The 24,203-nt window shown below is 68.6% G+C and carries 13 protein-coding genes and 2 pseudogenes; 11 read left to right on the top strand and 4 right to left on the bottom strand.

Features of this window, described 5'->3' with window-relative positions; translation table 11 throughout:
• Positions 1-248 (top strand): hypothetical protein (locus AB0M80_RS42450; RefSeq protein WP_364576217.1); only part of this gene is annotated, 248 nt, incomplete at its 5' end.
• Positions 249-350: 102 nt separating this feature from the next.
• Here AB0M80_RS42450 and AB0M80_RS42445 read toward each other — a convergent pair.
• Entirely contained in the window at positions 351-1,409 is a 1,059-nt protein-coding gene (locus AB0M80_RS42445) for an SEFIR domain-containing protein (protein WP_364576216.1), read from the bottom strand.
• 208 nt (positions 1,410-1,617) lie between these two features.
• Here AB0M80_RS42445 and AB0M80_RS42440 point away from each other — a divergent pair.
• Together AB0M80_RS42440 and AB0M80_RS42435 are read left to right on the top strand one after the other, a co-directional pair.
• Positions 1,618-2,141: pseudogene (locus AB0M80_RS42440) on the top strand (helix-turn-helix domain-containing protein); the annotation flags it as partial.
• A gap of 1,137 nt (positions 2,142-3,278) precedes the next feature.
• Complete coding sequence (locus AB0M80_RS42435) at positions 3,279-4,019, top strand: Crp/Fnr family transcriptional regulator (protein ID WP_364576215.1); 741 nt, start codon at positions 3,279-3,281, stop codon at positions 4,017-4,019.
• 119 nt (positions 4,020-4,138) lie between these two features.
• Here AB0M80_RS42435 and AB0M80_RS42430 read toward each other — a convergent pair whose 3' ends face one another.
• Positions 4,139-5,269 (bottom strand): TIR domain-containing protein, encoded by a 1,131-nt coding sequence (locus AB0M80_RS42430; protein ID WP_364576214.1) that lies wholly within the window; start codon positions 5,267-5,269, stop codon positions 4,139-4,141.
• A 150-nt stretch (positions 5,270-5,419) separates the two neighbouring features.
• Here AB0M80_RS42430 and AB0M80_RS42425 point away from each other — a divergent pair, with 150 nt between their 5' ends.
• Positions 5,420-7,006 (top strand): Hsp70 family protein, encoded by a 1,587-nt coding sequence (locus tag AB0M80_RS42425; RefSeq protein WP_364576213.1) that lies wholly within the window; start codon positions 5,420-5,422, stop codon positions 7,004-7,006.
• Here AB0M80_RS42425 and AB0M80_RS42420 read toward each other — a convergent pair.
• Positions 6,954-12,569 carry a CHAT domain-containing protein gene (locus AB0M80_RS42420; RefSeq protein ID WP_364576212.1) on the bottom strand — a complete coding sequence of 1,872 codons (5,616 nt, stop codon included), beginning with the start codon at positions 12,567-12,569 and terminating at the stop codon, positions 6,954-6,956. The genes AB0M80_RS42425 and AB0M80_RS42420 overlap by 53 nt on opposite strands.
• Before the next feature lie 27 nt (positions 12,570-12,596).
• Here AB0M80_RS42420 and AB0M80_RS42415 point away from each other — a divergent pair, with 27 nt between their 5' ends.
• The 7 genes from AB0M80_RS42415 (at position 12,597) to AB0M80_RS42385 (ending at position 22,910) form a co-directional block, all read left to right on the top strand.
• A complete protein-coding gene (locus AB0M80_RS42415; protein WP_364576211.1) occupies positions 12,597-14,240 on the top strand; it encodes an Hsp70 family protein in 1,644 nt (547 codons plus the stop codon).
• A gap of 5 nt (positions 14,241-14,245) precedes the next feature.
• Complete coding sequence (locus tag AB0M80_RS42410) at positions 14,246-16,939, top strand: hypothetical protein (protein ID WP_364576210.1); 2,694 nt, start codon at positions 14,246-14,248, stop codon at positions 16,937-16,939.
• On the top strand, positions 16,917-18,122 hold the full coding sequence (locus AB0M80_RS42405) for a hypothetical protein (RefSeq protein ID WP_364576209.1): 1,206 nt from the start codon (positions 16,917-16,919) through the stop codon (positions 18,120-18,122). The genes AB0M80_RS42410 and AB0M80_RS42405 overlap by 23 nt, the downstream gene beginning before the upstream one ends.
• Entirely contained in the window at positions 18,119-20,485 is a 2,367-nt protein-coding gene (locus AB0M80_RS42400; protein WP_364576208.1) for a GTPase-associated protein 1-related protein, read from the top strand. The genes AB0M80_RS42405 and AB0M80_RS42400 overlap by 4 nt, the downstream gene beginning before the upstream one ends.
• 14 nt (positions 20,486-20,499) lie before the next feature.
• A complete protein-coding gene (locus tag AB0M80_RS42395; RefSeq protein WP_364576207.1) occupies positions 20,500-22,020 on the top strand; it encodes a hypothetical protein in 1,521 nt (506 codons plus the stop codon).
• Positions 22,017-22,154, top strand: coding sequence for a hypothetical protein (locus tag AB0M80_RS42390; RefSeq protein ID WP_364576206.1), 138 nt, complete (start codon positions 22,017-22,019; stop codon positions 22,152-22,154). The genes AB0M80_RS42395 and AB0M80_RS42390 overlap by 4 nt, the downstream gene beginning before the upstream one ends.
• Positions 22,155-22,217: 63 nt before the next feature.
• Positions 22,218-22,910: a Crp/Fnr family transcriptional regulator gene (locus AB0M80_RS42385; RefSeq protein ID WP_364576205.1), complete on the top strand. Its 693-nt coding sequence runs from the start codon at positions 22,218-22,220 to the stop codon at positions 22,908-22,910.
• Positions 22,911-23,260: 350 nt separating this feature from the next.
• Here the strand turns inward: AB0M80_RS42385 and AB0M80_RS42380 are convergent.
• A pseudogene (locus AB0M80_RS42380) lies at positions 23,261-24,203 on the bottom strand (IS481 family transposase); the annotation flags it as partial.

Raw genomic sequence — 24,203 nt, 5'->3', positions numbered from 1 at the left:
TGCGGGCCATTTTGACCGGCCACGGGAATGTGGTGACGGCGGTGGCGTGTACGAGTCTGAATGGGGAGCCGGTGGCGGTGACTGGCAGCAGTGACCGAACCGTACGAATCTGGAACCTGGCCGTTGAGCGCGAACTCGCGATCTTCGACTACGCCGGCATCATACGTGGAGCCATCTGCATCGGGCCAGCGCAGGAAATAGTCATCGGCACTGGATGGGACATTATAGTCTTAGATAGGCGCCCGTGATGCCATCATGTTCAACTCAGAATTCTAACGAGATGTACTGTATGGTTTCCTGTCCGGAGCGAGTTAGGCTTACGTCGGGTTGATATAAGGCGCGCGCCACCCCTACTCTATGAGAGTAGGATCGCCCCAGGCCAGCGATGGCAGCAGACCTGACCGGCTAGCCGCACTTCTTAGGCTCGAGGCCGCAGGGTGCTGCACTGGGTTTTCCGTCCAAGCGACAAGTCTGAGGCGAAGCACGTTTGTGACATCGTGCTGAATCCAGATGCTTTCACTCATTATTGTATTGAACTGCGGTTGAGCGACGCCGTCAAGGAATACGCGGAATAGTCCAGGTCGATCAACGCAGTCGGTATCGTCGAGCACGCCGGCCGCGGATTCGAACCGACGGTAGCGCCTACCTAGATTGTATTCTACAACGCCATGCGGTTCATTGGCAAAATCTGTGGGGCGGAATACAATGCTATTCGCTCGATCCATTCCGTCTATTCTTGCCGCCGCCATCTTTATATTTGAACTGCATGAAATTGGTGTCAGTGTAACTGTCAGCAGATGTGACCTGGGCGCGGTTGCTCGTTGACTCCTGGGCCAACCGCCAGGAGTAAGAGATGGATGCTGGGAGATCCCGGTGATTCCCTTGATTAGCTCCGCGCAGCCCTCAATGGTGAATTCGGCGATTTGATATCGCGTGGTGGAATGTGCGTTAAGAAATAAGGGAATTTCGTCCGCGCTGTGGCCTGGCAATAAAACGGGTAGAATGCGTTTGGTTTCCCGTGGCAAGTCGCGTGTTAGGTTGTCTCGAATGATCGCCGCTTCGAATCGTGCTCCACGTCCATCGGGTTCGGCGTTGTGGTCATCGGCTCGGCGCTTGTAGCCAGCTGAAGCGATAATCAAAACAAAGTCTGCTTCTTGCATTTGTGTCATGGCCCAGATTGACCAGTCAACTCTGCCGCCGCCAACCCATTGGTCAAGATGCACGTCGATTCCTGCGACGGCTCGCAGGAATGTTGCAAATGCTCGAACTTCATTTCTATGTTCTTCTGAGTCGTGCGAGTAGCTAATAAAAACTCGCGGTGATCTCTGTGTCTTGAATTCGTCTTTTCCGTCTGGCTTATGATCCATTCCGCCCGTCCTTAAACCTGGTGAATCGACGCCATTGGGCACGATGCCTCATGCGAGTCTCGTTTGGTGCAGTCTACCGCTCCAGCTTTCAATGTCGCGCGCGGAGGCAGTTATGCCGGCAGACTGTCCGCCCTCGATCGAGGCGGCGGCTGAGGCGTCGGTGGTACAGAGGCGCCACTAGACATGAAGGAAGGACTTGTTTGAACCAAGCCGGGTCAGCGTGTCGCGAAGCGATCGAACGCGATGCCCGATCGCCCGCGTCGCCGCCGAGATGGGCATTTTCCGCCAATGCGCGTCCAAGTGGGTCAACCGCTGGCGCCGCCAAGGCGAGGCTGGCCTGCTTGACCACCCGAGCTTCCCGCACCGCCAGCCCCCTCCCCGCCGAGGTAGTCGCCCGGATCGAGCAATTGCGCCGGCAGCGTTAGCGCTCCGCCCGCCGGGTCGCGACCGAGCTGGCCGCCGAGGGCGTCACCATCTCGTTGCGGACCGCCGGCCGGCCCTGCTGCAGTTGGTCTGAACCGGCGTCGATTCCTCGACCCGACTGGCGCCACGAACCGCCAGCCGAGGCGGATCATCGCGCGCTGGCCCAGGCGCATGGTCCACCTCGATGTGAAGAAGACCGGCCAGATCCCTATGGCGGTGGCTGGCGGATCCATGGCAAAGGCAGCGAGCGCGCACGACATGTGGTTCGCGGCAACCCGAGGTCAGCGGGCCCTCTACACCTTCCTGCACTCCGCCGTCGACGGATTCTCGAGGCTGGCCTACGCCGAAGCGTCGGTGGCGAGGCCCCAGGCCAGCGCAGTGTCCCGCCGCTGGCGGTGATGGCGAACGGGCGGTAGCCCGCGGTTGGTAGGGCATGGATGGCGTCGCGCAGCAACCGCGGGAACGCTCCCGTCGCTTCCAGTTCCGACGGTTGTGCGGAGGTGATGACGGCGATGCCTGAGCCGCGTAGACAGCCGACCTGACAGGTGCGGCAGCGCTCACATGGCGGACGCAGCACCGCAGATACCTGGGGCTGCTGTCGAACTAGGGGCGATTTAAGGGCGAAATTGCACGTCGAACGAGGTCGACTGACGTCGACTGAGAGCATGAGCGATTGCAAACATCCCAGCTAGATCGACTGACGTCGACTCAAGACGACTCGAACCAATAATCCGGAGGGTTCTTGGTTCGAGTCCAAGCGGGGGAGCAAAGCCCAGGTCGTTGACCTGGGCTTTTTTGCTACCCCTGAGTAGGGGCGATTTAGTGTCTATCTTGACGATCGTCCAGTGATCGGCCGTCATCCTGAGTGCTGCCTGTGTAACGGCCGGCTACGGTCTGTCTGGCGGACGCCGAGACCGGCGCCGTGGCCCGCCGGTCGAGCGACCGAAGCGCCTGCCTGTCCGAGCCCTGGTGGCCTACGTTGGTCAGCCTGCACTGCCGTCTGGTTCGACGCGCTGAGGCTCCACAGCACCGGGCCGCGCCTGGACCCGAAGCCGCCGTGTCCTGGAGTTGCCGGTGTCGAAGCCGGCCGGCTGCGGCGACTGGTGGGACCCTCATCGGCGTCGGCCAGCCCGCGCGTGCGGCGGTCACCGACCTCACCTACCGGTCGTCCGGGCCCGGCGGGATCCGCGAGGTGCCGACGCCTGCCAGGCGTGGTCGCGGCCCATGCTACCCTCCTGGTTCCTTCGTCAGCGCACCCGTAGATCGGTGCCAAGGGGCGTGGAGCCGGTCGGCGAGGGCCCTGATCCGCCATGGTGCCCTGCCGCGGCGAGCAGAACTTCGGTGGGAGTCTTCTGTGGAGGAATCCGGGAACCGCGCGGATTTCGAGTGCCGGCTCGGAAGACGGTGATGGTCGCGCGTCATCGGGTGATCATTTGTTCCGGTGCGTCGTCCGGAGGCGCGATGGTCAAATCTAGGACATTTGACTGAATGAAGCCGTTGCCTGTGGTTATTGCCTGTAAAGATAGGGCGACCGTGTCGAGCGTTGGTTGTGACGACGGATCGGAGACGAGGATGGTTTGCCTGGACGATCTGCGTGGGAAGGGGGTCCGGCACGGCTGGCCGGCGGGCGCGACCATTCTCCACGAAGGTGACAATTCGGATCACGTCGTGATCATCGAAGTCGGTAGTGTCAAAGTTTCCCTTTCGTCCCCTGCCGGGCGCCAGCTCGTTTTGGCGATCAGAGGGCCGGGTGACTTGCTTGGCGAAATCGCCGCCATTGACGGTAGGTCGCGGTCTGCGACTGTCACCGCGTTGTCGTCGGTCACCGCGACTGTGCTGCCGGGTGCCGCCTTCCGGAGTCTTCTGATGAAGGACGGCGCCCGGGCGTTCGCGATGCTGCGAATGGTGACCGAGCGGCTGCGTGAAGCCGACGCGCACCGGCTGGAACTGAGCGCCTATACCGTGCTGCACCGGACTTCCCGGCTGCTGGCGGACTTCGCCGGACGTCATGGCTTCGTCGGTCGTGACGGTGCCGCCATCCAGGTGCCGCTGTCACAGGCGGAACTGGCTCAGGCGACCGGAGCTTCGAGAGAAGCAGTGGTCAAAGCTCTCCGTCACTTGCGCGAACTCGGTGCGGTGCGGACGTCCCGTCGGCGGATCGAGGTACTGAGCCTGGATGTGCTCAGCATGATCACCGAGGATCTCCTGTCGGACGCATCGCCGGCTTGATCGGAGAGACGGCTGATCACCGTCCCGGCCGAGAACCAGCCGACGAAGGTCCGCACGTGACGAGCGGGAAGAGCGCCAGCGGTGCGGTTAGGTCCGAGCCGGTATCCACGATACCCTGTTCACCCCGGGAACAGCGGCCGGGCCGGAGTCCTCGGCCGACGGCCGAGGAGCGACGCCTGGATCTCGGCGTGGAGTTTCCGGCGCGCCTGCGCTTGGGGAAGACCGCTCAGGTCGATGTCCTTGATGCCGCGCAGTAGGCCGTCGGGCTCGCACCGCTCGATCCGCACCGGGATCAGCTTGCGCCGCATGCCGTCGCGGTCGGCCGACCACGCCGCCTGCCATTCCGGCCCCACCTGGGCCGACCGGAGGTAGTCCGGTGACAAGAGTGCCAAGGTGCGTTTCGACCACCGGACCGCGTCGTGCAGCCGCTGCACGTCGTGCGTGCCCGCCACCGCGTCCCACGCCTCGATGTGCACCTGGTGGCCGGAGCCGGTCAGCTCCCAGGCGATCCACTCCGCCCACCGCTCCTGCTCGGGCGCGTAGGAAACAAGAAAGTCCCAGGCGACCATCGACTCTTCCGGCGAACCCGGTTCCGTGGACGGTCCGGTGCCGCCCGGATCCGCTTCGGCCGCCGGGCCCGGTTCCGCCGGAGCGGCAGCGTGCCCCGGCACGTGGACGTAGGCCGAACCGGTGAACTTGGGCACCATGACGTCGACGTGCCGGAACGTCCCGGGGTCGAGTCCGCGGAACCGCTCGGCGACCGTGCACTCGTGGATCTCCCTGGACACGATCAGCGCGACGTCCGCGTCGTCGTCGGCCTCGAACACCTGCCGGATGGGCGGCGAGTCGATCAACCGCGAGGCGACCACGACCGCATCACCGGCGAAGCCGATCTCGTCGAACACGACATCGCCGTGGTGGACGGAGACGCGCAGCCGGATCCGCCCTTCGGCGTTGCGGGTCCGGTTGTGTTCGGCGAGCAGGCCGGTGAGCTCCCTGACGAAGTCGGCGACCACGCGCGGTTTCGGGACGGTGCCCGACACGAGCACCAGGAAACCGTCGCCGCGGTCCTCGGGCCGGTACTGATCGGCGGGTATCCCCGCGGCCCGCATCGCCGCGGTCAGCGTTTCGCGGATGCCCTCCCGCCACCTCAGTTGCACCAAGGTGCCGTGCCGGCTGAACCCGACCGCATCGAGCACGACGACGGTCACCGGGACCGGCTGTCCGTCACCAGCCGTCAGCACATCCATTTCTCCTCCTGTCCGAAACCAGCTCGCGCAACAAAGCTACTATTGCCGGAACCGGATCGACCACGACGTTGGAAAAGCATCACGTGATTGATTTCGAGGCGGCCGACCAGTCGCTTCGAATGGCACCATACCCGTCGACTTGGGGAACAGATGACCATCTACGGAATCGACCTCGGAACGACCTACTCGTGCATTGCCCGCGTCGACAGCTCCGGCAGGCCGGAGATCATCCGGAATCGGCTCGGCCGTGAAGTGACGCCGTCGGTCGTCTACTTCGAGTCACCGTTCCACGTCGTGGTCGGTGACGACGCCAAAAAGGCCGCGCTCACCCACCCCGACCTGGTCGTGTCGCGGATCAAGCGGGAAATGGGCCGCCCCGAAGCCGATCTCGACTTCCACGACCGGTCCTTTACGCCCGAAGGGATCTCGGCGTTCGTCCTCGGTGACCTGGTCGGCTCGGTGCGGGAGGCCACGGGCGAAGAGGTCAAGGACGTGGTCATCACCGTGCCCGCCTACTTCGGTGTCGCCGAGCGGGAATCGACCAAGACGGCGGGGACCATCGCCGGGCTCAACGTGGTGAACGTGGTCGCGGAGCCCGTCGCCGCTGCGTTCTTCTACGGCGTGCACGAAACCGACGCCACCCGGACCGTGCTCGTCTTCGACCTCGGTGGCGGCACCTTCGACACGACCGTCATCCGCCTCGGTCCCGGGGAGGTCACCGTGGTGTGCACGGACGGGGACCACCAGCTCGGCGGCGCGGACTGGGACGACCGGCTCGCCGCGCACCTGTGCGACTTGTTCACCGAGCAGTTCCCCGGATCCGGCGCCGAGGACGACGAGAAGTTTCTCCAGGACATCGCCCTGCACGCCGAAGAGCTCAAGCAATCGCTGACCAGCAGGCAGGCGTGCCGACACCGGATGACCTTCGGTGACCACACCGCCGTGGTGGAGGTGCGGCGCGACACCTTCGAAGCGATCACGGCCGAGTTCGTCGAGCGGACGATGGCGATCACCGAACGCACGCTTGGCCTCGCCGCCGAGCGCGGTGTCGACCACTACGACGAGGTCCTGCTCGTCGGCGGGTCCACGCGGATGCCCGCGATCGCCGCCGCACTGCGCGAGCGCTTCGGCTTCGCGCCGAAGCTGCACGAGCCCGACCTGGCCGTAGCCAAGGGCGCGGCGTGGTTCGCGCTGCACGAGTCGGTGCGGCTGCGCCGGCCAACCGGCGACGATTCGCCTGCCGCCGAGATCGCCCGCGCGATGGAGCTGCCCGAAGGTGTCGTCCGCGCCACGGCGGAGCGGGCCGTGACCAACGTGGTGCCGCGGGCGTTCGGCGTCGCGGTCGTCGACCCGGCCGACCCGGACGGCGACTCGTTCCTGGTCAACCATCTGATCAGCGCCAACACCCCGCTGCCGGTGCAGAAACGGGAGCAGTTCGTCACCGCCTACGACGACCAGACCTCGATCCAGGTGCTCATCTACGAGCAGGCCGGGTCGATCGAGTCCGAAGAGGCCGAGCACAACAAGCAGATCGGTGAAGCCGTGGTCAGCCGTTTGCCGCCGCTGCGCAAGGGATCCCCGGTCGACGTCACGTTCAAGCTGGACGCGGACGGTGTCCTGAACGTCGACGTACTGGAGATCAAGACCCGCGGCACGGCCACCGTCGACATCAAGATCGGAGACCTCACCGAGCGGCAGGTGGCCCGGGCGCGGGATGACGTCGCAAGACTGACGTGACGGACGGGGAGACCACGGAGGGCACCCCGGAAACGCCGGAGAACTGCGGCACGAGACCGGTGACGATCTCGTCGATCGGGGCGCCCGCGTAGGCGGCCATCCGGTCGTCGAACACTGCGCCGGTGTCGACCGCGCGGACCCGCCGCAACGACAGCAGCTCCGCGAAGTCGTCGCCGGCGGCGGCCACCCGGTCGGAGGTGTCGCCCGTGCCTCCGTCCCGCGCCAGCGCTTCGGCGCAGTCGAACGCTTCGCGCTCACCGAGTCTGGCGGCGTATTCGGCCGACCGGAGGTGGAGCCGGCGTGCCCGTTCGCGGTCCCCCTGCACGGCGACGATCAGGCCCAGTTCGCGCAGCAGGTGGACGATCAGCATCTGGTCGTCCTCGCGCTCGGCGATCTCCAGCGCGTGCTCCACCGACAACCTGGCTTCGGCGATCCGCCCGTTTTCCCGGGCGAGCCGGCCTTGGTGCCACAGACAGTCGACCAGGAGCTGCGGTTCGTCGGTCTCGCGGGCGCAGTGCAGCGCCTTCCGGAAGAAAACACGTGCGGCCGTACGGTTCCCCGTCTCCGCCGCGTGTTCGCCCGCGAGCAGCAGCCGGGCCACCTCGAGCTGGGGTGGCAACCCGGTCGCGTCGATGCTGGCCGCCCGCCGTTTCACGCTGCCGGCCTGCTGTGGGCGGCCGGCCCGGGGGAGGACCCAGGCGAGGCACACCAGGCAGGAGAGCACCCAGGCCGGCTCTGCGAGCTCGGTGAACGCTTCCGTCGCGCGGATCAGCGCCTCGGCCGCCCGGCGTGGTTCACCCCGGTACAGCCGGCACCGCCCGACCTGGCGCAGCACATCGGCTCTCAGGTGCGGTGCACTGACGGTCCCCAGCAAGGCGAGGCATCGGTCGTAGAGCTCCTCCGCTCCGTCGTTGTCGCCTTTCTCCAGTTCGAGGTCCGCGAGCCGGGCCAGGCACTCGGCCTCGACTCGGGGGTTGTGTTCGGCCGAGGCTGTGTCGAGGGCGGCTTCGTACCACCGCGCTGCTCGGGCGACGGCGCCCCGCTCGCGGGCGATGAGCCCGAGAGCGAGCAGGCAGGTCGCCCCGGTGCGGGTGCTGCCGAGCGCGTGGGCACGGCCGGCGCCGTCTTCGAACAGCTGCTGCGCGCCGGTGAGGTCACCCCGGCGCAGCCGCATCAGGGCGAGCTGGAGCGCGCACGCCAAGGCAAGGCCCTGGTCCCCGATGCGCTCGGCCGTCGCGTGCGCAAGCTCGAACTGGCGGGTGGCGGGGTCGAGTTCGCCGGTGCCGACGAGGACGCCGCCAAGAACGAGCCGGGTGGTGGCGGCGAGCTGGTCGCTGCCCAAGCGCTCCGAGAGCGCGATCGCCGAGACCAGAGTTTCACGGGCGGCCGCGGGATCGCCCAGCGCGGCGTGGATTCGGCCCAGCTGTTGCTGGGCGACGATCTGGCTACGCCGGTCGTCGAGGGCGTCGGCGCACTCGGCGAACGTCTCGTAGGTGGACCTCGCGTTCTCGTACTCGAGCCGGTTCACCTGGACCTCGCCGAGAAGCTGCAGGCAAGACGCCTGCAGCGGAACGTCGTGCGCCTCCGCCGCAAGCCTTTCCGCCAGCTCGAGGTGTTCCTCGGCGTCGTCGAGCAAACGCCGGGTCAGCGACACCGCCCCGAGCTGCAGTGACGCCGCCGCGACCAGCCGGCACATGTCCAGGTCCGCCGCGGCCATCTCCAGGGCCAGCAGGCCGTGGCGCTGGGCCTCCTCGACTTCGCCGACGGCCGCGGCCACTGCGGCGAGCTCGAGGTTGGCCGACGTGTCCGCCGCCTCCTGCTCGATCTCTCCGGCCAGTTCGAGAGCTCCCAAGCTGAACCGCTCGGCGCCGTCGTCGTCGCCACGGCCGAGTGCGAGCCCGCCGAGCCGCTGGTAACAGCCGGCGAGGAGCACGCGGGCATCGATCCGGTCGGCGACCGATGCCTCGCGGACGATCGCCATCGCCCGGTGATACGCCTCTTCGGCCCCGCTGTCGTCGCTTCGCAGCTGAGCGATCGTGCCGAGTTGCTGGAAGCCGACCGCGGTGCCGATGCTGTCGCCCGCGGTTTCCGGCATCGCCTTGCGCTGGCACGATTCGGCGGCAGGGAGCGCGTGCCGTCGCAGGGCGATGACGGACATGCGGTGGTGGAAGACCCGCGCGTCCGGTGAGTCCGGGCCGATGCGCTCGATGACCTCCTCGCACAGCGACCATTCCCAGTCCTGCCGGCCGAGCCGGTCCAGGACCGAGCACATCTCCGCGGTCACTGCCACCGCTTGGGCGGCCAGCCCCGCCGCCCAGCTGTGGTGGCGGGCTTCCTCCAGGAGCTCGATCTGCACCGCCGGTTCCCGTACCCACAGCTGGGCTCGCGACCGGTGGTACGCGGCGGCCCGGGTGTGCGCCACGACAAGGGCCGCGGGGTCCACGTGGTGCGCCAGTTCCCGCGCCGTCCAGCGGTGGACCAGGTACTGCTCCGGCGGCGGACCGCCGTCGTCCGCCGGCTGCCGGATCGGCGCGAGCAAGGTCAGCTCCAGCAGCCGGTCGCGGGCGGCGGCGAGGCCGGGGCGCTCGGGCGGCTGGGCCATGAGGGCGAGGTCGCGGATGAGCTGCTCGCACTGGTCCTGCGGGAGTCCGCGTCCGTCGCGCAGTGCCCGGTGGGCCTCGGTGAGCCGGTCGCGCATCGCGGGGTCCTCGTCCAGGGTCCGGACGGGCGTGACGACCCACAGCAACGCGGCCGCGTCGACCGGCACCCGATACACCGATGCCGCCACGAACAGTTCGGCGGCCAAGGGAAACGAGGCCGTCAGTTCGTCGTGGAGCCGATGCAGCAGCACATCGGATGCGGTGATCGCCACCGTTTCCGCAAGGGCGGTGTCGAGGGCGCGCTCCCGCCACCAGGACCCGCTGTCGAGTCCTTCGGCTTGCAGAGCCAGGCCGATTCTTTTCATCACACCGTCTAACTGGGTGCCGGATCCTTTCCGTGCCTCCAGCGGCCGGCCACCGCGCAGCACGGCGTCCAGGTACTCGAGGGCCCGCGGGTGCCCGCCGAGGTCGTGGTGGACGCGCTGCCGGTCCGCGGGAGGCAGCCGGTCCAGAGCGGGCAGCCGGAAGACCAGCTTCCTGGTTTCGGCCGCGGACAGCGGCCCGAGGTGGTGGGTGCGCAGGCGGTGTCCCGCACTGCCGGTCAGCGGTTCACGGTGCCGCGAGGTCACGATCAGCCGGGCGAGCTTTCCGAGCCCGAGCCATGCATCGAGGAAGTCGACGAGACCGGCTTCGGGTTCGCCGTACCCGCTGCCGCCCGGCGTGCCGGACTCCAGGGGATCACCGATGGGGTCGTCCAGCACCAGCAGGATTCCGGAACGCAGCGAGGGAAGGACGCACTCCGCGAAGTCGTCAAGCCGGTCACGCCACGGCATCTCGTCGTCCTCGAGGTCGGCGAGGACCCCCTGATCGCCGCCGCGCTGGTGGCGGAGGCGCTTGGCCACGGTGCGCAGCACCCGGTCGACGGTGCACCGGCCGTGCAGCGTGACGAGGACGGTCCGCTCGTCGCGCACCATGTGCACCAGCTGGGCGGCCAGGCTGCTCTTGCCCACCCCGCCCATGCCGTGGATGAGCACACCACCGCTCCCGCGCAGCGTCCGGACCAGTTCGCGCAGCTCCGCCCGCCGTCCCACGAAGTCGCCGAGCCGAAGATCCACGATGCCCCGCAGGCCGGCCCGGTGGGGCGGACGGCTGGGTTCCTCGTGCTTCCCGGGGCGGATCAGATCGCCGCCGCGCACGCGCTGGAAGTACGCCGGGGTGGCCCATTCCGCGAGCAGCCGGCGCCGGTCGTCCTTCCGGCGCGACTCGAGTTCCCGGCGTGCGATCGCCACGGCCGCGAGGGGGTCGGACCCGTCGCGCTGGGCGGCCAGCTCCCGATAGGTGCGCGCGAGCATTTCCGTGGCGTAGTCGTCGCTCACCGAGGCGGTCATCGCCAGCACCGAAGGCACGCCGCGGTTCAGCAATGCGTGGGCGACACTGGGCAGGCCGTCTGCCCGGCCGGTCTGGGCGGTGGAGCATCCGGCCAGGACCACCAGGGACACGGGCTTCCCGGTGACGGCCAGTTCGTCGGCGAACCGCTCGGCGCGGACGCGGTCCACCCCGCCGTCCTCGGTTTCCAGCAGCAGTTCGCCCGGCCGGGCGTGGCACGAGACGTGCAAGACGTGGAAGCGCTCTTCGGTGAGGGCCTCGCGGATCGCCGTCAGCGAGCCCCAGTTGAGGATCCGGACGTACGCGTCGGAGTCCTGGCGGGCGGCCTCGACTTCGTCCAGGATCCGCGACAGTTCGTACTCGTAGTCGAGCAGTTGTCCGCCGCCGGTGTCCGGGCTCGCCACGACGGCGAGCACGCGCAGCGGGCCGGGCACGTCGGGCCGCACGGTGGGCCCGAGGCCCGCGGCCTGCCGGTACAGGCGCACCGAAGGCTGCAGGCACAGGGGAACCGGGTCGCCGGGAAGCACGGCACTCTCCCACGGCAGGTCGCTCAGGCTGTCGTCGAGGTGCAGGGCGAGGTGGACAATCCGCCCAGCCCGCGCGACCTCGTCGAGGTGCGCGCGGACCGCGGTGAGCACCGGCTCCTCGAGGAAGTCCTCCACCAGCCGACGGCCGACGGCGCGGCAGGCGGCGTCGAGATCGGGCGCTGTGGCGCCGTCCTGGCTCGGCCCGTCGGCGCGGAAGGTCCGGTCGGCGCTGCGCCGCACACTGTCCATCGTCCACAGCGCGTTCCGCAACGCCTGGGTCGGGCCTTCGTGGGCCGCGGCGACCGAATCCTTGCCCTCCACGGCCAGCACCGACTCCCGGGGGCCGAGGCGCAGTGTCGTCCACACCGGCGAATCTTCGACGCGGGCGGTGTCGGGAGGCACCGGGAAGCCGGTCTCGACGAAGCCGCGAGCCCGGCGGTCGCGCAGGGCGTCGGCCAGAATTTCCACCCGCGCGCGGAAAGCCTCATCGTCCGCCACGTCGGCGAAGCTGAGTGGTACCTGGTCGCTCAGGCGCGGCGGGAGGTGCACATCGAGGCCGTCCGCCCGGAGAACCGGCACCAGCCTGCGCAACCGCCTGGCGTTGAACTGGCCGGCGAGGGTCCGGTATTCGTCGGTCACCCCGTGCGAAGCGTGCCCGACGACGATGACGGCACTGTCCGCCCCGGCAATACCCTCGTCGGTGCGCCCGATTTCGGATTGGCCTGCCGTGATGTCCCACGCGCGAAGGAACACACCGAGGCCGAGTTCTTCCAGTTCGTAGCCGAGTTTTTGGGCGAACCGCTCGTCCGCCTTGCAGTATGAAACGAAGACATCCCAACGGGTCAGATCGGTGTCCTTTCGGCGGAGGTGACCATGGTGACATCGAGGAGCGCGGATCGGCAAGCCCGCGCCGGAAAAAACGATTCGGAATGTCGGCGTTCGGCCGAATCGGTGACCGATCCCCCTGGTTGCCGCCGGTCGAGGTATCGTCTTCGACGCAATAAGGCTGACCAGTCCGCAAATACGTCTCGTGATTGATTTGGCCGGCATCGACCATTTCCGAGGAGATCAGCTCCGGTGAACGTCCCTGCACACGAACACATCGACCCGGCTGCGCAAAAGCCGTCGAGGACCTTCGGCATCGACCTGGGCACCACCTACTCGTGCATCTCCTACGTCGACGACAGCGGACGTCCCACGATCGTCAAGAACGCCATCGGCGAGGACACCACGCCGTCGGTGGTGTTCTTCGAGACCGAGGACAACGTGATCGTCGGCCGCATCGCCAAGAACTCGCAGAAGACCAATCCCGAACTCGTCGCCTCGCTGGTCAAGCGCGACATGGGGGAGAAGACGACACTGTCGTTCCACGGCACCGAGCACAGTCCGGAGTCGATCTCCGCGCTCATCCTCCGCGAAATCGCCGCCGCCGCCACCACCGAACTCGGTGAGCCGGTCCACGACGTCGTCATCACCGTGCCCGCCTACTTCGGCATCAGCCAGCGGGAGGCGACCCGGCACGCCGGTGAGATCGCCGGCCTCAACGTGGTCGACGTGGTGCCCGAACCGGTCGCCGCAGCCCTGCACTATGAAGCCGCCGGCGCCGGCGACCGCACGATCCTGGTCTACGACCTGGGCGGCGGAACGTTCGACACCACCGTCATCCGGCTGGTGGGCAACGACATCAGTGTCGTCTGCACCGACGGCGACCACCACCTCGGTGGTGCGGACTGGGACGACCGGATCAGCACGTGGCTGCTGGAGCGTTTCCTCGCCGAGAACCCCGGCTCGGCCGCCGGTGAGCACGAGGATTTCCTGCAGAGCCTCGCGACGTCGGCCGAGGAGATGAAGAAGGCGCTGACGCGGAGGACCGGCCAGAAGCAGCCGATGCGCTTCGCGAGCGAGGTGGCGACCGCCGAGCTCACCCGCGAGCGGTTCGAGCAGCTGACGGCGGACCTGCTGGAACGCACTTTCGACGTCACGGCGCGGACGATCGAGACCGCCAAGGCGAAGGGTGTCGACCACTTTGACGATGTCTTGCTCGTCGGCGGCTCGGCCCGGCTGCCGGCGGTGGCCGCCGGGCTGCGGTCGCGGTTCGGGTTCGAACCCCGGCTGCACGATCCCGACCTGGCCGTGGCCAAGGGAGCCGCGCTGTTCGCGCTGATCCAGACGGTCAAGACCGCCTTCCCGGAGGGCGACGACGCAGCTCCGGCAACCGTCGCGAAGGTCGCCGACCAGCTGGGCATCGACCCCGAGGAGGTGCGCAGGCTTTCGGAGAAGAAAGTGGTGACCGTCTCGCCCCGGGCCTTCGGCATCAAGGCGCTGCGGCAGGGCAGCCTGACCGATTCCTACGTCGACCACCTGATCAAGGCCAACGACGTCCTGCCGGCCACGCCGCCCGTGCAGCGGTATGCGACAGTCCACTCGGACCAGACCAGCATCAAGATCGAGGTGTGGGAGCAGGCGGGCGCGGTGGCCTCGGCGGACCTGGAGCACAACAACCCGATCGGTGAGGGCCACATCCGGAATCTGCCTCCGCTGCCCAAGGGATCGCCGATCGACGTGACCTTCAGCATGGCGCAGAACGGCATTCTGCGCGTGCACGCCGTGGAGACGACCACCGGCGGGGACCTCGACATCGAACTGCTCATCGGCGGGCTCAACCGCGACGAGGTCGCGCAGGCCCGTGACGCGGTCGCTCGGTACTCGGTTGGTGGGTAGCGTCGATGCCGTCAGAGTTCGACACCTACCGGGACACCGTGCTGGACGCGGCCCGGCGGGCGGGCAACATCCCCCCGGTCGACCTGTTCCTCCGGTACGACATCGACCCGAACCGGGTCCGCGACCCCGAGGAGTTCAAGCGCCGGGTCGCGGCCGTGGTGAAGTTCTGGCGGTCTCTGAAGCACCAGCGCAAGTACCTTCCGCTCGCCACCGCCCTACTCACCGCCGACACCGACCTGAGCCGGCGTGGCCGGCTCACGCTCGAGGCCTTCACCGAGCAGCACGCGGAAAGCCGCAGCCGGGCACGCGCCAAGATGGACGACCGGATCGCCGCGGTCGCCGACTCGGCGCCGTGCCTGACCGTGTCCGGTCTGCGCCGGCTGCTGGCCATGCTGGACGGGGCCTTCACCGAGTCGGAGGTGCGAGCGGCGCTGGCGGAGAAGAACATCACGGTGATCGAACCGCCGTGGGATCTCCCGGCCGGCCCGCCCGCTCCTTCGGCGCGTTCGCTGGCCGGGCCGCTGAGGGCGCTCGGGAGCCGGCTCTCGCCTGACGTGGTGTTCGGCGCCGACGCGGTCCGCGCGGGCTTCCGGCTCAAGGGCGGCTTCCGGCTTGCGGCCGACGGGAAGCCGGTGACGCAAGCGGAACTGTTCTCCCTCCGGGAGAAGAACTCGAGGAGCAAGCACGACGAGCACAAGACCGCGGTGGAAACCGTGCTGGCGATCCTCATCGGGCTCGCCGAGCAAGCCGACGCACTGCACAAGCTGTTCCTGTGGGAGGTGGCCGAACAGCTGCGCCCCGACGTCGAAGCGGGATTGCCGGTGCGGGTGGTGACCCAGAGCGCCACCGATCTCGGGCTGGATCCGGCGGAGGCGGTGGAGCTGGCCGTCACGCTGACGGCGGGCACCGGCCGCCCGGTCCGGGACGACACCGCGGCCCGGCGGATCGCCGAGGCGATCCGGTGCGGTGAGCTGGACGAGGCGCGCAGCCTGCTCGACGAGGTGCCATCCGCCGAATGCGCCCAGGAGCGCGCCGAACTCGAGGCGATCACGCGCCGGGTCGCAGACCTCACGCGTCAAGCCGATAGCGCGCTGGCCGGCGGGGATTCCGAAGAAGCTGCCGCGCTGCTGGCCGAGGCGTCGTCGGCGGCGGCGGACGATGAAAGCCTTCGAGCGCGGCTGGCGGCCATCCCGCCGCCATCGCCGTCCGAGGTCACAGCCGGGATCGACGGCGTCCGCGGGCGGATCCACGTCCGGTGGGCACCCAGCAGGGCCCGGACGCCCGCGGTGCGCTACCGCGTCGTCCGCGCTGCCGGGTCTCCCGCGGTGACCAGCTCGGCGGGAACGACGATCGCCGAGACCACGGGCAACGAAGCGGAAGACGAGCTGCCACCTCCTGCCGTGCCCGTCTGCTACACCGTCTTCGCGTCGCGAGGAGGCGAAGCCTGGTCGGCGGGCGTGGCTACGCCCCCGGTCGAGTCGGTGCCGGGGGTCGCCGACCTCGAACTCCGCGCGACGGAGCAGGCGGTGGCCGGTTCCTGGCGCACGGCGTCCGGGACCTCGGGCGTGCTCGTCACTCGGAGCGCGGTGGACGCCGTCGAGGGGGATTCCAGCGAGCCCGTGCCCGTGCCGGCCCAGGAAACGTCGGCGTTCACCGACCCGTCGGTGCGGACTGGGGTGACCTACGAGTACGCGGTCACCGCGCTCTACCGGTCCCCGTCCGGCGAGGAGCGCCGATCGGTTCCCGTTTGTGGTCTCGCCACCCCGACCGCACCGCCGACCGCGGTCGAGGAGCTGCGGTGGAGGGCGACCCAGGACGGCGGCGCTTCGGTCGTCGAGCTGAACTGGTCCAAACCGCGCAGTGGGACGGCGGAGATCAGGGTCTCGGCCGGAAAACCCGAGTGGCCGGTCGGGACGGTCGTGCCCCGGGCCACGGCCACGGGCATCGGCAAGGTGGTCGGCGGCACGGTGACGACCGACGACCGGGGGTACGACCACCTCGTGTTCCGGCCTCCACAGGGCCGGGTGGTGCTCACGGCGATCACCGTCTCGGGGGACCGGGCCGCGATCGGGGCCGGCACGACGGTGTCCTTGCTCGATCCCGTCAGCGACCTGCGAACCTGGCGCCACGGCGAAGTCATCCGGCTGTTCTGGACCTGGCCGCCGGGTGCGAGCCGGGCGCGCGTGGCGTGGTGGCCGACTGCGACCGGCTCGCCGTCTGCGCCCCTCGGCGAGTTCGGCGCTTCCCTGCGCGAGCACACCGCCTCCGGTGGGGTCACGTTCACCGCGCGGCCCGGACCGATCACCGTCTCGGTGCGCACCGTCACGGGACGGCCTGGTGCCGACGAATCGTCCCCGGCCGTCACCGCCATGATTGCCGGCGAACGGGCGAAGGTCACCTACGCGGTCGAAGCGACGGGACTGCCCGGCCGGCGGCGACACGAGATAGTCCTCACCAGCGACCAGCCGTGCCACCTGCCGGCGGTGCTGGTCGTCCACCGCAAGGACGGCATCCTCCCGCTGCGCGTCGGCAGCGGCACCACCCTCGCCACGATCACCGCGCGCGAGCTGGCGGCGGGCCAGCGCGTCTCGGTGCCGCTCGAAGTCCTGGTGCGTCCCTTGTCCGGCCTCGCTTGCTTCCTCGATCCGTCTTCCGCCGCTCCCGACGAGGTGATCCTTGTTCCCGCTACGCCGCAGTGAGCTGACCTGCCCCTACTGCTACCAGCGCTTCCGGGTCAAGGAGATCCTGTTCCGCTGCTCCGGGCTGCCCGGTCGCCGCAAGCGGTGCTCGACGTCGGTCGACCACGTCCTGGGCGAGCAGATGGGAGAGTTCGAGCCCAAGCCCCCCACCTTCGCCGCGGACGGGCGGCGGCAGGAGGCCGTGCACCCCGAGTGCGAGGCGGTGACCCACTACCGGCTCTGCCCCCGCTGCCACAGCACGCTCCCCGTTCAGTACGTGGAGATCGACAACCGGCTGATCGCCTTGGTCGGGGCCAAGGAGAGCGGCAAGACGGTCTACATGACGGTGCTGCTCCACGAGCTCGCGAACGCGGTCGGCGAGCGGTTCGGCGCTTCCCTGCTCGGTGCCGACGAGCCGACTAGGACGAGGTTCGAAGACGACTACGAGAAGCAGCTGTACGAACGGCATCAGCTCTTCGGGCCGACGAAGTCAGCGGTCGCGACCGCGGGCGGGCGGCGTCCACTGGTGTTCAACTTCGCCGTCGGGCGCCCGAAATCGCGGGCCCGTGAGGTCACTCGCACGACGCTGTCCTTCTTCGACACCGCCGGCGAGGACATGCGGAGCGACCGCGACGTCGACCAGCACGTGCGGTACCTGTCCAGCGCCGACGCCATCATCCTGCTGCTCGATCCGCTGCAGCTGAGCGGGGCGCGGCCGCTCGCGGACGCCGACGCCCTCCTTCCCGTGGAAGGGCGAGCCGCCGATGGGCCGGCCGCGGTGCTGAGCAGGATCATCGAACTGCTGCGGGCCAGGGGGGCCGCGCACGCGCAGCGGAAGATCGACAAACCGCTCGCCGTCGCGTTCACGAAGATGGACGCCCTCGCCGGCACGCTGCCCGAAGGCAACCCGTTGGTGCACCCTCCCTCCGGCCGGCCGGTGTTCGACGACGCCGACGGGCTGGTCGTGCACCGCTACATGCAGGCCCTGCTGCGTGATTGGACGGGTCACAACATCGAAACGTCGCTCGCGAACAACTTCGCGCGCTACCGCTTCTTCGGTTTGTCAGCGCTCGGGGAAAGCCCCCGGCTGGACGAAGAGGGCGGCATGCAGCGCGTGTCCAGCCCGCACGGCTGGCGGGTGGAGGACCCGCTGTTGTGGCTGCTGGCCGAGTTCGGCGTCATCGACAAGGCCGGTCGCCGATGAGCGCGGCGTTCGGGCAGCTCTACTACACCTCCTGTGAGAGGGGGCTCGCCGGTTACCCGGGTTTCCAGTTCAACGCGTCGACGCCCGGCCTGCGCCCGGACGTCTTGGCCGACGTGGAAGCCCTCGCCGGCTACGAACCGCCGCGGGAGCTGGCCGCCGAGGCCGGGGTGGCCCGGCTGGACCGTTACCCGGTCAACCTTTGCTACCGGCCCGGGCCCCAAACCGTGCTGGCCAACACGGTCTTCGTCGGCAACGACTATTCGCACCGGTTCGGGAACTACTTCACGCACGCCCTGGTCAGCGAGGACGCCGAAGCGTCCCTGGGTGACTTGCTGCCGATCGAACTGTGGCGCGCGCCGTTCTGGACGAGTTCTGCCGTGTCCGATCCGGCACTGCCCGAACTGCCCGCCCCGCCGCAGCGGGGGCGGCTGGACCGGGCCGGCGTCGACAAGTTCGTGCGGTCGCACCCGTGCTGGGAACGGCTGCCCGAACTCCTCACCGCGGTGGACGCGGCCGTCCGTGGCGGCGAGCGCAAAGTGGTGCTCGTCGAGCACGACACCGACGCCGTCGCGCAGTGGATCGCGGCCGTCTCCTACCTGCTCCCGGAAAACCTGGTGCGCCTCATGTCGTTCGCGACTTACCTGCACCAGCCGCAGTACAGCAGGCTCGACGTTGTCGGCACGGTCCCGGGTTCCGACGTCGACCGCTCGGCGTTCGAGAGCTACCTGCTCTTCGACATGGTGGCTGGGCGCAGCAGCCCGATCGCCCCGCACCGGCTGGCCGGGCTGTTGACCGAGATCGGCCTGCTCGACGCCCCCGCGGTCTGGGACCGCGCCGGACCGCTGGCGGACGGAACCGAGCAGGGCCTCGACGACTGGCACCCGGTCGTGGCGGCCGCCGTCATGCGGCCGGGCTTCGGCGAGCCGGCCGACGCGGCCGCGGTCGCACCGTGGCTGGCCGGGCGCGCCGGCCGACTCGGCGAGCACGTCGTCGCCGAGATCGGCGCCGGCGTGCTAGCTGCCGCGACTTCCTGCGCCGACGCGACCGGGGCGTTGCGCTCTCTCTGCGAAGCCGCGCGAACCGCGGGGGCACACGGTCTTTTGAGGAAGATCGAACTGGATTGGGCCGATGTGCTCCTGCGGTCCGCTCTTCGCGACCAGCGAGAGTTCGACGGTGATTTCGAGCTGTCCACGGACGAAGCGCGCACCCGAGCGGGCAACACACTGGCTGAAGAACTGCCTCGAACGAGCCCGGTGAACGCCGTGGACGCGTTGATGTGGGCTGCCCGCTCCGGCATCGAAGTCGGCGAGAACACCCTCCGCGACACCGGCTACCACGTCTTCGGTCCGCTGGTGCTCGAGAACCGGACGGACGAGCGGAGCCGGTCACTCCTCGGCGCGCAGCCACCGCTGCGCTGGGGCGCGGTCGACCACCTCGTCGCGGCCGCCCGCACGGACATCGGCGCGGTGGTCGCCGCGCTCGGCTCCGGTATCGGTGACCTGCTCGAGGCCGGTAAGGAACACAAACTCGTCGCGGCCGTTGCGGTCGCGGACGTCCGCCGCGGCAGGCTCACCCCGGCCGAGGCACTGCGGGAGATCACTCCTCTCGAGGTCGACGCCGCGGTGCTCCGGCTGCTGTGGCCGTCGGGTGGCTGGACGCACGGCGAGGCACTGGATGTGCTGGGTGCCCTGCCTCCGGAGGACTGCCGGGCTCGGATCGTGCTCGACTGGCTCACGAGCTCGGTCAACGGTCCGCCGGTGGTGGGCCAGGAGCACCTGTTCGACCGGTTGTGCGGCCGGCTGGACGAGACCGGCCTCTACCACAACCTGCCGGCCGAAGTCCGCGGCCGGATCGACACCCACGCCACAGTCCGGCGGCTGATCGACGAGATGACGGGTGCCGGTGAGCAGGGCTTCGGGCCGTTGCTCGACGCCGTGTCGCGCAGCTACCGGTCCTCCGGTCCACAACGGCGCGAAATGATCGTGCGGTGCCTGCTCGGCCGGATCGGCGAGCTCTCGAACCACCAACGGGCCCAGGTACTCGTTCGGCTGCCCGACCTCCGGGAGGCCTACCTCCGCACCCACAGCTCGGCCGGGCGGCCCTTCCTACTCGACCTCAAGAACCACGTGCTCGTCGCGTGGATGATCGCCCGGATGAGCGGTGATCGCGCGTCCGGTCCGGCGTTCGACGAGATCTCGCGGGTGGCGTTGGAGCTGCGCGACCGGTTGCCGCGCAGAGACGTCCGCAAGGTCGTCACCCTGATCGAGCGTGCGGATCCCACCGCCGCGGTTTGGTTCGCCGAGCAGCCGCGGCGGTCCAGAACCGGGTTTTGGCCCTTCCGGGCGCGGATGAGACGGCCGTAGGGGAGGAGGAGCCGATGCTGATCACCGCGGTAACCGTCGTCATTTGCCTGCTCCTGGCGTTGCCCGCTATCCACGGCGTCCGGTACGCCACCGTCATCCTCGGCGCGTCCGGCCGTGCCTTCGCCCGGGCGATGGGCCTCGGCAAGGAGCCTCACACCGCCGAAATCCCGAAACCGTCCAAGGGCGTGGCCAACCGCGAGTACGCGCACGAACGTTATCTTCGCCGGCAGTCCTGGCGCGACTTCCGGCACGCGAACGTGCGAGTCTGGTCCGAGGTCGGAAAGACGGTCAAGTCGTGCTGGGAGAAGCTGCGCGTCCTGCACCCGGCACAGGTCAATCCGCCCCGGCCGGAGTACACCACGTTCCGGCGCACCGCCGGTGCCGGTGTGCTGATCGGCACCGCGGTCGCCGCGGTGGTGATCGCCGGGCTGGCGCTGGCCGAGGCGGTCGCGCTCGGCGTGCTCTTCGTCGCCGAGTACGGCTTCCTATGGGTGCTGGCAGGTGTGGACGCGCTCGTGCTGCGCGTGCGCGGGGTGACGATGACGTGCCGGAACTGCGGACACCGGCTCACCCGCGCCGAATACACGTGCCCGGGGTGCAAAGTCCGGCACCACAACCTGCGGCCCGGCCGCTACGGGTTGCTGCACCGCACGTGCGGCTGCGGGTACCGGCTGGCGTCGACGGCGTTGTCGAAGAACTACCGGCTCGAGAGCTGGTGCCCGCACTGCGACAAGCCGCTGGCCAAGGAAACCGGCCTGGCGGGCGAGATCGTCATCCCGCTGTTCGGCGCGCCGGGCGCTGGGAAGTCCCAGCTGATCACCGTGCTGACCGTGGCGATCGAGACGCTCGCCGACCGCACCGGCGGCACGTTCGCCTTCGCCGACGACCAGACGCGCGGCAACGCTACGAAGGCGTGGCGCGGCCTGGTGACGACCAAACGGTCGGAGAAGACGACGCTGGTCAGCGGCGCGACGACTGTTCCGGCGTACTCGATGTACGTCAAGCCGCGACGCGGCCAGATGAAGCTGCTGCACGTGTTCGACGCCCAGGGCGAAGTCTTCTACCGCTCGGACAAGATCCAGCAGCTGGAGTACCTCAGGGTGGCCAAGACGTTCGTGTTCGTCGTCGACCCGTTGTCGATCGACCGGCTCTGGACGTCGATCGCCGAGTCGCACCGGCCGGCGATGGAGAAGATCCGCGCCCAGCAGGAACCGTCCAAGACTTTCCACGAAACGGTGATGACCGTGATCGCCATGGGAATCGACCTCCGCAAGGTGCACCTGGTCGTGGCACTGAGCAAAGCCGACCTGATCGAGGATTCGCTGCGCACCGTCGACCGGACCGACGACGGTTCCATCCGCGCCTGGCTCGTGGACAAGCTGGCCCAGGGCAATCTGGTGCGGGCGATGGACAACAACTTCAAGTCGGTTTCGTTCTTCCTCACTTCGGCGCTCGCGACGGGGCATGACACCGCGGACAGCAGTGTCGAGTCCTTCGCCGAACGCACACTCGCGACCCAGGGGTTCAAGCTGTGACCGCAGACGATCCTTTCCGCCGGTGGCGCGTGTCGGTGGTCGTGATGGTCGCGACGACGGCATTGACCGTGGTCTGCCTGTTCGTCATCGCTGTCGTGCAGGTGGTCCTGGCGGTCCTGTCCCATGTCATCTGACGAGGTGCGCGTTCTGCGTATTCGTACGCAGAACCGCGACGGCTGGGCCAGTAGACAATCGGCATGCTTGATACCGCGTGGCCTCCCACCACCTTTGCCGGCCAGCTGACCACCGCTGAGCTGGACTGGGCGCTGACCACCGGCAGTCAGGTCCGCTACGAGGCCGGTGAGTGCCTGACGACCGAGGACGACGTGCTGCTGATCTGCCACGGCGAGGCCAAGGTGGTGGCCGAAGGCGAGTCGGGACAGCGATTGCTCGGATTCCGCGGCCCGGGGGACCTGGTCGGCGAACTGGCCTATCTCACCGACCCGCAGTGGGTACCTTCGGTGATCGCACTGCGACAGCGGCCAGTGTCCGTCGTCCGTCTCGACCGGGACCAGTTCACGGCGTTCCTCGACATCCACCCCCGCGCGGCGCTGGTCCTGGCACGGACGATCGCCGAACGGCAGTGCGCGTTGGAGCGCAGCCGTCTCGTGCCGTCCAGCCTGCCGATTGAACGCAGGGTAGCGGCTGTCCTGGCCGAGCTGGCCTGGTTGTCCGGTGCAGATTCGCGTTCGGCGGACGTCGACATCCCTCTGACCCAGCTGGAGATCGCTCAGCTCTTGGACGTCGCGCAGGTGTCGGTCCAGCGGGCACTGCGCGCTCTGGCCGCGCAGGAACTCGTCCGGCCCGGATATCGCAAGATCCGGGTCCGTTGCCTTGCCTGCGTCCAAGCTGCTGCCGGAAAATCGGTCGCGGAGGTCTGTTGCCATTGAGGATGTGGTCGCTTTTCGGGGAATCCCGCTTCCGGCCCGCGCGCTACAGGTCGACGTGGTGCGCTGTATCGAACCGATGATCCGGAGGGTTCTTGGTTCGAGTCCAAGCGGGGGAGCAAAGCCCAGGTCAACGACCTGGGCTTTTTGCTACCCAAGGGTAGGGGCGATTTAGTGTCTATCTTGACGATCGTCCAATGATCGCTCTGGGTCCCGCAGGGCGATGGCGTCGTCGGCACGATGATGCGAAGGGTCACGGGTCTGTAACTCATGGTGCGATGCTTCGACTGTGGCGGCGACGTGCAGGTGCCCCGGAGCGCGCGTAGCGCCCGCGCTGGCCTTCGGCTGCGTCGCTAGCTGTATGAGGCCATGACGTTGGTGACGCCGGTGTGGAGCCGGGACGCTGGTGGTTGATCTCCGGCGGCGGTGTGTGGTCGATGGTAGTTGTAGTGGATGTTCCAGACGGCCAGGGCTGCGGTGCGGTGGGCTTCGCTGGTCCAGACGTGGGCGTAGAGGAACTCTTCGGCCAGGATCCGGTTGTAGCGCTCGACTTTGCCGTTGTGGCGTGGGGTGTAGGGCGTGATCCGCTGGTGGCGGGCGCCGCGTAGGACGGTGGCGAAGTCGTTTGCGCGGTAGCAGGAGTCGTTGTCGGTGACGATGCGGTGGATGTGGGTGATGCCGTGGCGGGCGAAGAACGCCCGAGCCCGGTGGACGAACCCGATCGCGGTCCGGGCGGTTTCGTCGGGCAGGGCTTCGGTGTAGGCCAGGCGCGAGAAGCCGTCGACCGCAGTGTGCAGGTAGGTGTAGCGGGCTCGCTGGCCACGGGTCTTGCCACGAGCAACCCATTTGTCCTGGTCGCTGCCTTTGCCGTGGATGCGCCAGCCGCCGCCGTCGGGGATCTGGCCGGTCTTCTTCACATCGAGGTGGACCATGTGGCCGGGCCAGCGGGCGATGATCCGCCGCGGTTGCCGGTTGTTCTGGCCGGTGGGGTCGATGAACCGGCGCCGATTGAGCCCGAGCTGCAGCAGGTGACGGCCCACGGTCCGGACCGAGATCGTCACGCCCTCGGCGGCCATCTCATCTCGGTGGCGATCCGGCGGGCGGAGTACTTCCGGGTCCGGCGCAGCTGCTCGATCCGGGCCACCACTTCGGCCGGGGTGGCGGTGGGCTGGTGCTGCGGAATACTGGGCCGGTCGAGCAGACCGGCCTCGCCGTGGCGGCGGTAGCGGTTGACCCACTTGGATGCGCATTGCCGCGAGATGCCCATCTCGGCGGCAACGTGGGCGATCGGGCGGG

It is taken from the genome of Amycolatopsis sp. NPDC051045, assembly GCF_040682955.1.
Lineage (GTDB): Bacteria > Actinomycetota > Actinomycetes > Mycobacteriales > Pseudonocardiaceae > Amycolatopsis.
The sequence above is the reverse complement of the archived record's forward strand: the minus strand, read 5'-3'. Positions and strand labels throughout refer to the sequence as shown.